The organism is Chryseobacterium camelliae (assembly GCF_030818575.1).
GTDB lineage: Bacteria > Bacteroidota > Bacteroidia > Flavobacteriales > Weeksellaceae > Chryseobacterium > Chryseobacterium camelliae_A.
Genome location: NZ_JAUTAL010000001.1, coordinates 111,716 through 125,114 on the forward strand (window position 1 = coordinate 111,716; position 13,399 = coordinate 125,114).

Consider the following 13,399-nt stretch of genomic DNA (forward strand, 5'->3'; position numbering starts at 1 on the left):
CCGGTCTTGGTGTTCAATAAATTTGGTATTTTATTCTACGATGAATTTCGTAGTGAAATAATCTGTTTTTAGGATATAATTTCCTTTAGTCACTCCTTTTAACTGAATTTTATTTGAATTTTTAAAAGGATTGATCAGGGTTTCGATCAGTTTACCGGATAAATCATAGATTTCTGCTTTGGAAATCTTAGCCAGGTTTTCTCCTTTTATGTAAAGTTCATGGTTCCTTACAGGATTTGGGTATATAGCAAATGCCTTATCCTTAGTAGCCTCTGCTGTACCCAGCGTACTGAAGCAGGTCCAGCTAAGGTCATCCAGTGCTACTCTGTTTCCTGAAACAGGATTGGTGATCTTGATCACGATGTTCCCGCTGATATTGATGTTGCTGATCGTAGTTGTCGTCACCGTTGAGCTGTAAGGAATGGTTCCTACAGTGACACCGTTGATCTGAACGTTCAGGCTGTTGCTGCTTCCCGTAAATTTAAGCTGAGTAGTCAGCGTAAGGCTCTGGATTCCTCCGGAAATGGATGTGCTGCTGAGGTTTCCGTTACGGATCGTGATCGCTTTGTTATTGATCGTCTGGTCAGTTCTGGAATCGGTTGAAGTCCAGGTAATTCCGTTGTTCGTCCAGTTATACGTGTTATAAGCGTCAGCAACTACTGTGATGGTTTCAAAGTTTTCCGTTCCACAGCTGGTTCCGCCTCCGGTTTGTCCGGCCAGGGTAGTTCCCGTTGCAGTGTTGCTCTGAGCAGATGAGTTTCCTGCCGCATCTCTTGCGATGATATAGAAGGTATATGTAGTGGAAGGAGCCAGCCCGGATACCGTGGCAGAAGTTCCTGTAACCGTAGCGTAAAATGTTCCGTTTACATAGATGTCATATCCTGTTACGCCTATATTATCCGTTGCGGCGGTCCAGTTCAATGCAATAGAATTTGCTGTCGGATTGCCGGCAGTAAGATTGGTCGCGGCTGTCGGAGCCTGCGTATCCACTACCGGAGTTCCCCATACCTGGTTCACGTATTCCGGATGATCGATATATGGGTTTCTGTTACCCTGAAAAGTATAAGAAGCATTGTTCCTCGCAATTTCTGCCTGGGAAACCGGATCCATAGCGCTCCACGCAAGCAGCTGGTTAAGCTCCCACGCCTGAAGTCCCGGGTATGCTGATCCTCCGAGCATATTTCCGGTGTTAAAATTAGACAGCTGGCTTTCATATCTCGTTACAAAGTAAAAGATCATCCTGGCAATGTCGCCTTTAAAAGCATCATTCGGTTCAAACACGGTTCCTGAATATCCCGCAGATACGGAATTTCCCAGTTTGGATCCGTTCATAGAGGTAAACGAAGCAGTGCCTACTTTTCCATATGGATAGTTAGAGCGTTTTCCATTCACATACCCGTCTGTTGGTCTGATGAAATGAATGTCTGAAACCATTGGTGCATTGCTGCTGAACAGGCTCTGGGGTACCACGTGTTCCCTGTTGTAGCAGTCACCTTCACTGTTATAGCTTCCGCATTGGTTGTTTCCGGGCGTAAAGTTGTACGGGTCCGGACCGTTCGGGTTCTCGGAGTACATGTCCAGCACTGTTCCGTCGTTTTCATAGAAATAATCGCGGTCGGTAGTCTGATATCCGGTATAGAGTCCGTTGTAACCATGGTCCACATGGCCGTTTGTAATGATCTCTTTCAGCTTGGTCTTTAAGGCTGCACCGGTAAGGCCTGTAGCTCCGTCATAATATCCGTTAGGAATCTGAGCCCATACATTAAGGAATGCAAAGCTCATCAAGAAAGAAAATAAAATACGTTTCATTTTTTTAATTTGGGGCAGCAAAGGTACAGAAAATTAAGTACTTCCGATATTAATTTTTAGTAATATAGTCTTTGCGGATCCTGGAGAAGAACCAGGAAATGGCTATCCCAAATACAGCTGCGGTCAGAGCAACGGTAATATAATTTCGGGCTACAATTTTTACTGGAAAAGGCAGTGTTTCATTGGCCCTGAAAAATTCTGTGTATTCCTGGAAATAGCAGAGTGCAGTCCCGAAGATCAGCCCCGAAGCAATCCCGCAGATTACAATCAGAATTCCGGTGTAGAAATAGATTTTCCTCAGTCCGTTAAGAGGGAATCCCAGCGAAACCAATGATCGCGCCTGCTGTTTTTTATCCAGCTGCAGGATGATGATGGCACCGGCAAGGTTAAAGGTTGTGATGAAGATTACCAATGCAAAAATCAGGTAAATGAACAGTTTTTCTGTATTGATCATTTTCCAGAATGCTGCATTTTCTTCTTCTTTGGTCCGGATTTTTACATTTTTACCTAAAGAAGAGAGCAATTGCTGTTTTACTGCATCTGTGTTGTCCGGGTTTTTCAGTTTGATAACGATCCGGTAGGCGGAGTTTTTCGGCAGGTCCAGAAGCTCCTCAGTCAGTTCAATAGGAGCGATGATGTAATTATCCAGCTGGTCTTTGCCTGGGAAAACACCTGTGACCAGAATATCTTTTTTGCGGTAAATATCATCTTCTTTGTTGATGATTCCTGTTCCTGCTTTAGGCATGAAAACAGTTGCAAACCCTTTATCGGAGGCTACCGGGACCGACAGGCGGTTGTCCAGTGAATTTTCCATCAGTACCTCGTTGGAATACTCAAAACTTGGGTATGTTCCGTAGAATACTTCTTTGTTGATGGGGTTTACCTTGGTATAGGCGGAATCCACACCGCGCAGATAGGCGATATCACCCTTTCCGCTAAAATTGATGTAGACTTTTTCTTCAATAACCTTTGAAAAGCTGCTGATCTCTTTATTGGATTTCAGAACTTCAGTAATTTTTTTCAGGTCTTTAAGGGTTTTGCCTGAGGCACTTTCTATGGTGAGATCGGCGTGGAGGTTGGAAATCAGGTCCTTATTCAGGTCTTCCAGTCCGGAAAATACAGAGATGATGACAAACATTGCTGTTACCGCTACCGTCATAGCGCCAATGGCCAGCCACGTAATAAACGTAACGGCCGTACTTCCTTTTTTGGATAAAAGGTAACGGGATGCGATATAAAATGCAATGTTTTTCACGCTTTCTACAGGATAGGGTTGTCGCCTTCGCCTCTCAGCTCCTTTTCGATCCTTTCCACGTCATCCAGGGAAGTGTCCAGGTAAAAGTTCAGCTGAGGGATCACGCGTACTTGCTTTGCCATTTTCTGGCCGATAAAGTTACGGTACTGGGTTTTGTTTTCCTCAATCTCCTTCATCACGGCAGAACGGAACTCCTGCGGGAAAATGCTGAGGTAAATCTTGGCAATCCCCAGATCCGCTGAAATCTTCACATCCGAAACAGTCACCAGGATGCTCTGTTTGCTCTCTGACGCCTGTTTACGGAAAAGCTCCGCGAAATCTTCCTGTATAATTTGTGCTACTTTTCTTTGTCTGTTACTTTCCATAAGTGATGCAAATTTAGTACTTTTGTTTGAATTGCCGGGCGAAATCTGCCTCCAGCGATAAATTTACGCGTAATTAAATCCACCAGCTTATGAAGTTAGAACATATCGGCATTGCCGTAGCCTCCCTGGGTGTTTCAGATGAGCTCTTTGCCCGTCTGCTGGGAAAACCTTCTTATAAGAAAGAAAGCGTTGAACGCGAAGGGGTAGTTACCTCTTTCTATCAGACCGGCGACAGCAAAATCGAGCTGCTGGAAGCCAGCAATGAGGATAGTCCCATTTCCAAATTCATCAGTAAAAAAGGGGAGGGGATCCATCATCTTGCTTTTGGTGTAGACAATATTCTTGATGAGATCGATCGCCTGAAAACAGAGGGCTTTGAGTTTATTTCCGAAGAACCGAAAGAAGGTGCTGATAATAAGCTGGTTGCTTTCCTGCACCCGAAATGCACCAATGGGGTGCTCGTAGAATTATGTCAAGAAAAACCTTAAAAAATTTTGTAGTGCGGGAAATTTTGCTATTTTTGCAGTCACAAAATTCAACCAATTTTGAGGTCCTATAGCTCAGTTGGTTAGAGCACCTGACTCATAATCAGGTGGTCCTTGGTTCGAGCCCAAGTGGGACCACAAATAAAAGCCTAAGCAGATTTTCAGATTGCTTAGGCTTTTTAGTTGAAATGATGTATTGTATATTATTTTATGCAAAAGAGCATAATTATTTATCTGCAAAAGAGATTGATAATTCTTTGTCTTGCCTTATCTATAGAATATTTTCAACTTCCTCCTGATTTTATTTCCTAACTTTGACGTTTCAGATCATTATTAACTGTAAAATTACACTATGTCCATAACAAATGAAGCCGAACTGGCCGGAATGCAGAAGATTAGTGAAGCCGTCGCCTATACACTTAAGGAGATGACAAAATATGCTCAGCCGGGAATGACCACAAAAGAGCTTGACGAGTATGGAGCCGGAATTCTTTCGGGTTTCGGAGCCAAATCTGCGCCTTACCTGACGTATGGCTTCCCGGGATGGACCTGCATTAGTGTAGACAATGAATTTTGCCATGGGATTCCTTCTGATAAAAGAATTCTGAAAGAAGGTGACCTGATTAATATTGATGTTTCAGCAGAACTCAACGGCTACTGGGCAGATAATGGGGGATCGTTTGTCATCGGTAAAGATATTCACCGGCATCAAAGTCTAGTAGATGCATCCAAAGCCATTTTGCAGAAGGCCATCAGCCAAATCAAAGGTGGGGTAAAAATAGCAGATATCGGACTGATCATGGAAACGGAAGCCAAAAAAAGGGGATTCAAGGTCATTAAAAATCTTGCCGGGCATGGAGTGGGAAGGAGCCTGCATGAGCAGCCCGATGAACTTTTCAATTATAAAAACCGTTTTGATACCCGCCGGTTCAGGAAAAACTCCGTAGTGGCCATCGAAACTTTTATCTCGACAGACTCTGCCATAGCCGTGGAGCAAAATGACGGCTGGACAATGGTGGGCAATAAAGGCGGATATATGGCGCAACATGAGCATACCCTCATCGTCACTGATGGCAAGCCTGTTATTTTAACGGAAATGAACGGGATCCTGAATTGATATTCTCTACATATTATAAGTAGCTCTGTCTGATATGGTTAATAATATTAATGGTATCAGATGTTTTTTATCATGTAAATAGGGTGTCAAAAAGAAATTTATAGAAAATTGAATATAAATGATTTGATTTTGCTTTAAAAAATATTTAAGGCATATTATTTGTTACTAAGATAGCAACACCAAATCACTTCATTTATAAATACTTTCTTATTCCCCGGCTGCGGCAGGGGATTTTTTATATATAAATCCTGTTTAATTTCATTTTCCGTTTTTTGATCCGAGTGATAATATCGTTGAAAGTAATATTAAAATTTTAAACCATTAAGGCACGGTTATTGTAAAATATTGACTACATCAATTAAAAATATTATTATGAACAACGAAAAAACAGTATCGGTACTTAACGATTTACTGAACATCACGAATGACAGAATTGAAGGATTTTCTAAAGTAGAAGACAAAGTATGGGAGAATCATTCAGGATTAAAATCTGATTACGATCAGATGGTGTCCGAATCCCAGAACATGAAGAACGACCTGATCAGGCTGATCAATGAAAAAGGAGGAGAAGCAGACAATACTACCAGTACGGCAGGTGCTATCCACAGAGCATGGATCGATGTTAAAAATACTTTTTCAGGCGATAAAGATGAAGCAACGCTTGAAAATGTAGTATTCGGAGAAAAAGCGGCTATCAAAGCTTACCAGGATGCCTTAGACAGCGGGGACCTTTGTCCGGAAAGCTCAAAAGTAGTATCTGATCACCTGCATCATCTGAAATCATCATATAACAAATTTGAAAGTCTGGAAGCAACAAAATAATTTGTACAGATTAGAACCACATGCGATGAGGCATTTTCTTTGGAAAATGTCTCTTTTTTATGCTATCATATCTAGAAACAGGCTCATAAAATGGAGCTGTCCTCACAGGATATAGCCATGTCAGGACAGCATCTTTTATTTATCGGTGCAAATCAGATGCTGGAACAAAAAAATCTAATTTTGTACCAGCCGGGCTACCTTTTCTTCCAGATCTTCCAGGTTAAATGGTTTGGCAACATAATCGTCAGCTTTAGCGCTGGCGGCCAGCGCAGCGATGTCGTTATTGGCCGTAACATATATAACCGGAATTTTGCTGAATTCTTCATGGTTCTTCAGGAGGCGGGTTGCCTCTACACCTCCGATATTCGGGATCCAGTTGTCCATCAGAATAATATCCGGACGGAATGCTGATACTTTATCTATGATATCATGGGATGTTTCAGAAATTTCAACTTCATAGCCGCCTTCTTCGAAAATAATGGTGATCACCTCCAGAATAACGGTGTCATCATCAAATATCAAAATCTTTTTTTTACTCATATCATTTATTTTGAATCTAAAGTTTTTATTGTGCTGAATATAATTTATTAATATGTTCTGCCAGGTTTCCCGGCGTAATCAGGCGATCATAGTTTACCCTTTCTACTGCATACTGCGGCATATACCGTACTTCTGCCGTTTCCGGATCCTGGATCCATACCTGGCCTTTGTTTCTTTTGATATAGTTCAGCCCCTCAACGCCATCTGCATTGGCTCCCGATAAGAGAACGCCGGTAAGGTTCTCTCCGTACATTTCGGCGGCAGATTTAAAGGTGACATCTATGGAAGGCCTTGAGTAATTCAGTTTTTCTGAACTGTCCAATGCTACAGAATTCTTGCTTTCAAAAAGCAGGTGATAGTCAGCAGGTACAATGTAAATGCCATTCACATCAATGTCTGTCTTATCTTCAATCTCAATCACATCAACAGGAGAAAACTGCTGAAGCAGCGCCGGTAAAATACTTACGGAATGGGCTTTGCGGTGAACCACAACCAGAATGGGAAAAGCGATGGGACTATCCAGCTTTTTCACCATTTCCAGGATGACCTGCAGACTTCCGGCAGACCCGCCTATCACCATTAATTCTGTTTTGTTTTCACGCGCTCCCATAGCTTTCCTGTTAGTGGTGTTCTACTTTTTTCCAGATGCGCTGATCGTCGACCTGATGGTAATATTTCCCTAAATTGGAAAACCTCAGGGTCTCTTTGGAGCCCAGTGCCAGAAATCCCAGATTTTCCAGGCTCGCATCAAAAAGCCTGAATACACGTTCCTGCAATGCCTTATCAAAGTAGATCAGCACATTGCGGCAGATCACCAGCTGGAAACTGTTGAAAGAACTGTCTGAAACCAGGTTGTGGGTAGACAGGATCAGTTTTTCCTGCAGGCTTTTATCGAAACGGGCACTGTCGTAATTAGCGGTATAATAATCTGAAAAATCCTTTTTCCCTCCGGAAAGGATATAGTTTTCAGAATATAACTTCATCTGCTGCAGCGGAAAAACTCCCGAGCGTGCCTTTTCCAGTACAGAGGGATTGATATCCGTACCGTAAATCAGTGATTTATGATAGAGATTGGCTTCCTTGAGCAGGATAGCAATAGAGTAGGCCTCTTCACCGGTGGAGCATCCCGCTACCCAGATCCGGATCAGGGGATAGGTTCCCAGCTGGGGAAGGATTTTTTCTCTTAATGCTTTGAAAAAATAGGGATCGCGGAACATTTCAGTAACGTTGACCGTAATTTCTTCAATAAAATGTTTAAGGTAATCGGGATCATTAAGCACGGTATAGCGCAGCTCTGCAAAGCTGGTAAATTTATCGATCACACAGATGCGGTTGATCCTGCGCCTGAACGAAGCCCTGCTGTACAGGGAAAAATCGTACCCGTACAGTTCATAGACATCCTTGATCAGGTGTTCCACTTCTTCGTCTTTAATGATACTCGGTTCTAACATTAAACATATTTTTCTATAATACTGATGAGGTCATCTACATCAATAGGTTTTGAAATATAATCCTGTGCTCCCGCATCGAGGCATTTCTGCCGGTCTTCAGGCATGGCCTGTGCCGTAACGGCTATTACGGGAATATTGCTTATAGAAGGTGTACTTCGGATAATCCTGATCGCTTCATAGCCATCCATCTCCGGCATCATCATATCCATTAACACAATTCCTATGCCGCCATCTCCTTTCAGCAGCTCAATGGCATCATGTGCCATCAGGGAACTTTCCATCTGGTAGCCCCGGGCTTTCAGGGTCAGCTTCAGTGCAAATATATTACGCGGATCATCATCCACAATCAAGATTTTCTTATTCATCAGACTTTTTGCTGTTTAACTTTCATACAACCAAACACGTAACAGGGACAGGAGCTGATCAATATCCACCGGCTTCGAAATGTAATCTGAAGCACCGGCCGTAATACATTTTTCACGTTCTCCGATCATCGATTTTGCCGTTACGGCAATAACCGGCAGCCTGGTAAACATCGGCATTTTCCTGATCTGACGAATAGTTTCATAGCCGTCCATTTCCGGCATCATCATGTCCATAAGGATTACATCGATATCCGGATGCACCTTGATCTGTTCCAGTGCCTGCTTTCCGTCCATGGCCAGGACTACTTCCACTTTGTATTTTTCCAGTGCTTTGGTCAGGGAGAAAATATTCCTTACATCATCATCCGTGATCAGGATCTTCTTCCCGCTCAGGACTTCAGTAAGCGATCCCAGGGTTTTACTCCGGGTTATTTCAGGAGAACTGTTTTTTTCTTCCACCAGATGCAGGAATAATCCTACTTCATCCAGGATCCGTTGATAAGAGTGGGCGGTTTTTACCACGATAGAATCTGCATACTGCCTGATCTTCAGCTCTTCGGATTTGGAGAGGTTGCGCTCGGTAAATATAATGATCGGTAAATTCTCCAATCCTTCATAACTCTTGATGGCCTCGATAATTTTATATTCATTGCCTCTGGCAGGCCCTACATCAAGGATCACGCAATCTACTTCGTCGGAAGTCAGTGCTTTTACACTGTCTTCAACATTATCTTCAACCGAAAGGGAAATGTTGAAGTTGCTCAGGAAGTAATGCAGTGCACTTGCATGTTTGGCATTTTCTTCCACGATCAGTACTTTTTGAGGGGATTTGCGAAGTGCTTCCTCAATTTTTTTAAATACATCCGTCATTTGCTCAAGCGCTACAGGCTTGTTGATAAAGTCTATGGCTCCCCGCATCAGGCTTTCTTTTTTTACCTGTAATGAGGACATCATATGCACAGGTATGTGCTTGGTTTGCAAATGGTTTTTCAATTCATCCATCACCTGCCATCCGTCCCTTACCGGGAGCTGCACATCCAGTAAGATGGCAGACGGGCGGTATTGTAGCGCCGCAGAAAGGGCATGGTCCCCACGCACCACTACAACGCCTTTGTAATGCTGCATATGGGCATATTTAAGGAGTGCTTTGGCAAAATGGGTATCGTCTTCTATAATCAGGATGACTTTGTCACCTTCTGCAATATTGTCACGGTCGTCATCCACGTCTTCCGGGATTTCCAGCACTACCGATGGCTTTGCCGGCTGTGGCTCTTCCAGGTCCAGGATATGTTTGATTTCCTGGACATCTTCTTGGATAATTTCCACCAGATCCTGATCGGTCTGTATGTGCACCTCCTTTGATAAAGCATTTATCGGAATAGAGAGTGTAAACTCGCTGCCCTCATTTACCTTGCTTTTCAGTGTCAGCTCGCCTCCTAAAAGCCTTGCAATTTCACGGCTGATGGAAAGTCCCAATCCTGTACCCCCGAATTTTCTCCGTGTAGATCCGTCTGCCTGCTGGAATGCTTCAAAGATAATATGCTGTTTTTCTTCAGGAATCCCGATTCCCGTATCTTTTACGGAGAAGGTAATAAAATTACTATGTTTAGGATCTTTTCTGACCTGTAGCCCGATACTACCTTCCGATGTGAATTTAAGAGCATTTGAAAGGAGGTTCCGCAAAACCTGGTCCAGTCTCAGACGGTCTGTTTCTATAGACTCGCTTAACTGTTCATTAATATCGATGTCAAACCGGATCCCTTTGTCGTGTACCAGCGGGTTAAACAGGTCTTGCAGATCTTTCACCACTTCCTGAATCACCACATCCTGGTATTCAAGGGTCATTTTTCCGGATTCAATTTTCGCCAGGTCCAGAATTTCGTCAATAAGGGTGAGGAGGCTGCTTCCGGAGCTTTGGATGACTTTGGCGGATTCTACCTGATCTTCATTCAGGTTTTCTTCCGGATTTTCAGCCATCAGTCGGGAAAGCAGAAGGATAGAGTTCAGGGGCGTACGAAGCTCGTGGGACATATTTGCCAGGAATTCCGATTTGTATTTAGTGCTCAACGCCAATTCCTCCGCTTTTTTCTGGATTTCAATATTGCGTTCGGCAATCAGGTGATTTTTCTCTTCCAGCAGCTTTGAACGTTCTTCCAGTTCGCTGTTGGTCTGCATGAGTTCTTCCTGTTGTACCCTGAGTTCTTCTTCTGAGGCCTGGAGTTTTTGGGTCTGTGCTTCCAGTTCCGTATTCAGGTTTTCAAGTTCAGAATGCTGCATCTGCAGTTCCTCTGCCTGTGCCTGGGTTTCTTCCAGAAGGCGCTGTTCCTTTTCACGTGCTTTGGCGGCAGAAAGTGCAATGGCAATATTCCGTGTGCCTTCAACACAGTATTCGATTCTGTCCTGATCAAAATTGGTGGCGGAGTTCAGCTCCATTACACCGTAACATTCTCTTCCGAGCATAATAGGAGCTAAGAGGATACCGTCTATTTTCATCTTGCTGCCGGCAAAAGTAACTGCAAAATCATTATCATCGAGATCATTGAAAATCCTTGTCTTCTTGCTCTTGAATACCTGCCCGATCATGCCTTCGCCAGGTTCAAATACCTTTTTCATGGCATCTTCAAGTCCTACTGCCTTGCTGAGTTTCAGTACCCCGTCATCCATAAGGTAAATGGCACCGTTAATGCATTTTCCATATTCAATCAACTGGTTCAGGGCATTATCGGTCACCTCTTTCACAGAATTATTTCCTACCAGCGATTCATTCAGCATGGCAAGACCTTTCTGGCGCCAGTCGCTTTTGTTGATCTTGTCGAAAGACTTTTTAAGGGAATCTGTCATGTGATTCAGGGATCCTACGAGATCGCCAAGGTCGTCTTCCGAGTTATCCACCACTTTCTGGCTGTAGTCGCCATTGGCTACACGGTTGGCAATTTGCTGTATGGCACTTACCCTCCTCGTGATCTCAAGGTCTTTTGCCTTGAGTTCTTTTTCCAGCTTCTCTCTTCTGATAAGGTCATTTCGCAACTTTATATAGAAAAATACAGTAACCACCAAAGCAGCGATTGCAGAAAGTACAATGAATATAACGGTTGTGGTAGAAGAGAGGTTAAGGCTCTTGTTTTTAATTTCCAGCTGCTTCTCTTCATACTGTACAAAATCCTGAACCAGTTTCCTGCACTGATCCATATAGAATTTGCTCGTCATCATCTGGTCCTGGGTCAGGAGAATACCTTTATGCTTGTTCTCAACAAGCTTTTTAAGGTGTTCCATATTTTCATTGACATTCTGCTCCAGCTGATTCAGCCGTTTAAGCTGGTTGGGATCGTCAATCTGTAGATTTTTTGCGCGTTCTATTGCTTTCGGAAACTCAATAAGGCTCCGGTTATAAGGCTCAAGATAGTTCTCCTTTCCGGTCAGCTGGTATCCGCGGTCCCCCGTTTCAGCATCCAGCAGGGCAATAAGCACATCTTTCACCGCGGTAATAGACCGGCGGCTTTTGGACAGGCTCTCCCGGTTCTCCATTTGATTCTGAATGCTCACATAAGAAGCTATGGAGCTGGCAATGAGAATAAGCAATGATAATCCGACTCCGAACTGTAAATTTCGTATGATTTTTTTCGGCATAAAAAATTAATGTAAAGGTAGGGTAAAATAAAACGTGGAACCTTCGTTGATCTTACTGGATAATCCGATGGTTCCATGATGCTGTTTAATGATTTCAGAACAGATGTAAAGGCCGATGCCCATGCCCTGAAACTGCAGTGAAGATTCTTCCACACGATAGAATTTACTAAAGACGGCTTCCTGTTTAAAGTCGGGGATACCAATCCCGAAATCCGTAACGCTGACTTTTACTTCATCATCATCTACAAAGGTGGTTACGATGATATGCTGCTTTTTCGGTGAGTATTTTATGGCATTAGACAGAAAATTGATCAGCACCTGCTCAATGCGTATTTCATCAAAAGGCATGATCATATCCGGTTTAGTGCCGTGGCGCTCTATTCTGATATTATTTTCTTCGTGTGTCTGGAGAATGGTTTCTATGGAATTGTGTATAACCGTTTCCAGGTTAGCCGGCTTTTTGTTGATTTTCAGTTTTCCGTTTTCTATTTTGGAAACATCCAGCAGGTCATTGATCAGGGTATTCAGTTTTTCGATCTGGGTGAGGGCTTTCGTGACAAATCCTGCTTCGGAGCAGGAGTCATCCAGTTTAAGCTTGCGTTCCAGCAATTGAATGTATGCTTTTATACTGGTAAGAGGGGTCTTTAATTCATGGCTGGCAATGCTCAGGAATTCGTCTTTCTCTTTTTCTACCTTTTTCTGATCTTCGATATCGGTAAAAGTACCGACCCAGTTTTTCAGGGTATTGCCTTCGTGTACGGGTGACATCCGCAAAAGATGGTATCGGTAGTCCCCGGATCCCCTGTTCCTGATGCGTACTTCAAGGTCCAGTGCTTTTCCCATCTTTCGGCAGAGCTCAAATTCTTCCTGTATGTTAGGGTCATCCGGGTGGGTTTCCGGGAACTCTTTATCGGAAGCAGAGTATTCGTACCAGCGGGCATTGACGAAATCCACCTTTCCCTCTTCATTCAAGGTGAAGGCAATCTGCGGAAGGGCTTCCAGCATAAGATGAAAATAGTCTATTCTGGACTTCATACTTACCTGCGATTCCCTTCTTCCTTTTACCTCCAGTTCCAGGCTCTGCTGGGTTTTCTTCATCGCAAGGTTCTGTTCCTGAAGGTTGTAATAGGTTTTTACTTTTAGAAGCAGGATTTCCGGATCGATAGGCTTGGTTACATAATCTATACCTCCGGAGGCATATCCACGTGTAATGAATCTTTTTTCAGTATTTACAGCGGATAAAAATATAATAGGAATCTCTTTGGTTTTACTATATCCGGCAAATGTCTCTGCCACTTCAAAACCATCCATGTCCGGCATCTGTACATCTAAAATAATCAGAGCATAATTATTTTTAAGTGCTTTTCCTAACGCCTCTTCACCCGAATTGGCTGTGTCTACCTGGAAATCTCTGGATTCCAGCAGCCTTTTTAAGGAATAGATGTTGTTTTGATTATCATCAACAATTAAGATCATAAGGGGTAAAAATAGTCTATAATTAGTAGTGATTTACTTGAGTTTCCAAAAGTAGTCACAGTAACAGCAAAAATTGGGCTATTTTTA

At 43.1% G+C, this 13,399-nt stretch carries 12 protein-coding genes and 1 tRNA gene; 4 read left to right on the plus strand and 9 right to left on the minus strand.

The features are described from left to right. Nucleotides 1-30 precede the first annotated feature (30 nt). The 3 genes from QE404_RS00540 to rbfA are packed head-to-tail and all read right to left on the minus strand — an operon-like array spanning nt 31 to nt 3,429. Nucleotides 31-1,809 (minus strand): endonuclease, encoded by a 1,779-nt coding sequence (locus QE404_RS00540; protein WP_307445253.1) that lies wholly within the window; start codon nt 1,807-1,809, stop codon nt 31-33. A gap of 49 nt (nt 1,810-1,858) precedes the next feature. Next, nucleotides 1,859-3,064: an ABC transporter permease gene (locus QE404_RS00545; RefSeq protein WP_307445254.1), complete on the minus strand. Its 1,206-nt coding sequence runs from the start codon at nt 3,062-3,064 to the stop codon at nt 1,859-1,861. Nucleotides 3,065-3,069: 5 nt separating this feature from the next. After that, complete coding sequence (rbfA, locus tag QE404_RS00550) at nt 3,070-3,429, minus strand: 30S ribosome-binding factor RbfA (protein WP_307453647.1); 360 nt, start codon at nt 3,427-3,429, stop codon at nt 3,070-3,072. An 89-nt stretch (nt 3,430-3,518) separates the two neighbouring features. Here rbfA and mce point away from each other — a divergent pair, with 89 nt between their 5' ends. From mce to QE404_RS00570, 4 genes are all read left to right on the plus strand, one after another. Continuing rightward, a complete protein-coding gene (gene mce, locus QE404_RS00555) occupies nt 3,519-3,917 on the plus strand; it encodes a methylmalonyl-CoA epimerase (RefSeq protein WP_307445257.1) in 399 nt (132 codons plus the stop codon). 61 nt (nt 3,918-3,978) lie between these two features. Then, nucleotides 3,979-4,052 (plus strand) — tRNA-Ile (locus tag QE404_RS00560). Between the two features lie 214 nt (nt 4,053-4,266). Next, the gene (gene map / locus QE404_RS00565; protein WP_307445259.1) at nt 4,267-5,031 is read left to right on the plus strand and encodes a type I methionyl aminopeptidase; all 765 of its coding nucleotides are present in this window, start codon (nt 4,267-4,269) and stop codon (nt 5,029-5,031) included. A 372-nt stretch (nt 5,032-5,403) separates the two neighbouring features. Further along, nucleotides 5,404-5,853 carry a PA2169 family four-helix-bundle protein gene (locus QE404_RS00570; protein ID WP_307445262.1) on the plus strand — a complete coding sequence of 150 codons (450 nt, stop codon included), beginning with the start codon at nt 5,404-5,406 and terminating at the stop codon, nt 5,851-5,853. Between the two features lie 174 nt (nt 5,854-6,027). On the opposite strand, the gene QE404_RS00575 is transcribed toward QE404_RS00570, so the two are convergent. Genes QE404_RS00575 through QE404_RS00600 form a run of 6 tightly spaced genes read right to left on the minus strand, consistent with a single transcriptional unit; the run spans nt 6,028 to nt 13,312 of the window. After that, nucleotides 6,028-6,393, minus strand: a complete 366-nt coding sequence (locus QE404_RS00575) for a response regulator (RefSeq protein WP_307445263.1) — start codon at nt 6,391-6,393, stop codon at nt 6,028-6,030. Nucleotides 6,394-6,418: 25 nt separating this feature from the next. Then, nucleotides 6,419-7,003 carry a chemotaxis protein CheB gene (locus QE404_RS00580; RefSeq protein ID WP_307445265.1) on the minus strand — a complete coding sequence of 195 codons (585 nt, stop codon included), beginning with the start codon at nt 7,001-7,003 and terminating at the stop codon, nt 6,419-6,421. 10 nt (nt 7,004-7,013) lie between these two features. Beyond that, nucleotides 7,014-7,844 (minus strand): CheR family methyltransferase, encoded by an 831-nt coding sequence (locus tag QE404_RS00585; protein ID WP_307445268.1) that lies wholly within the window; start codon nt 7,842-7,844, stop codon nt 7,014-7,016. Next, nucleotides 7,844-8,209, minus strand: coding sequence for a response regulator (locus tag QE404_RS00590; protein ID WP_307445271.1), 366 nt, complete (start codon nt 8,207-8,209; stop codon nt 7,844-7,846). The genes QE404_RS00585 and QE404_RS00590 overlap by 1 nt, the downstream gene beginning before the upstream one ends. A 15-nt stretch (nt 8,210-8,224) precedes the next feature. After that, nucleotides 8,225-11,836: a response regulator gene (locus QE404_RS00595; RefSeq protein WP_307445273.1), complete on the minus strand. Its 3,612-nt coding sequence runs from the start codon at nt 11,834-11,836 to the stop codon at nt 8,225-8,227. 6 nt (nt 11,837-11,842) lie between these two features. After that, the gene (locus tag QE404_RS00600; protein WP_307453648.1) at nt 11,843-13,312 is read right to left on the minus strand and encodes a sensor histidine kinase; all 1,470 of its coding nucleotides are present in this window, start codon (nt 13,310-13,312) and stop codon (nt 11,843-11,845) included. Between the last annotated feature and the right edge of the window lie 87 nt (nt 13,313-13,399).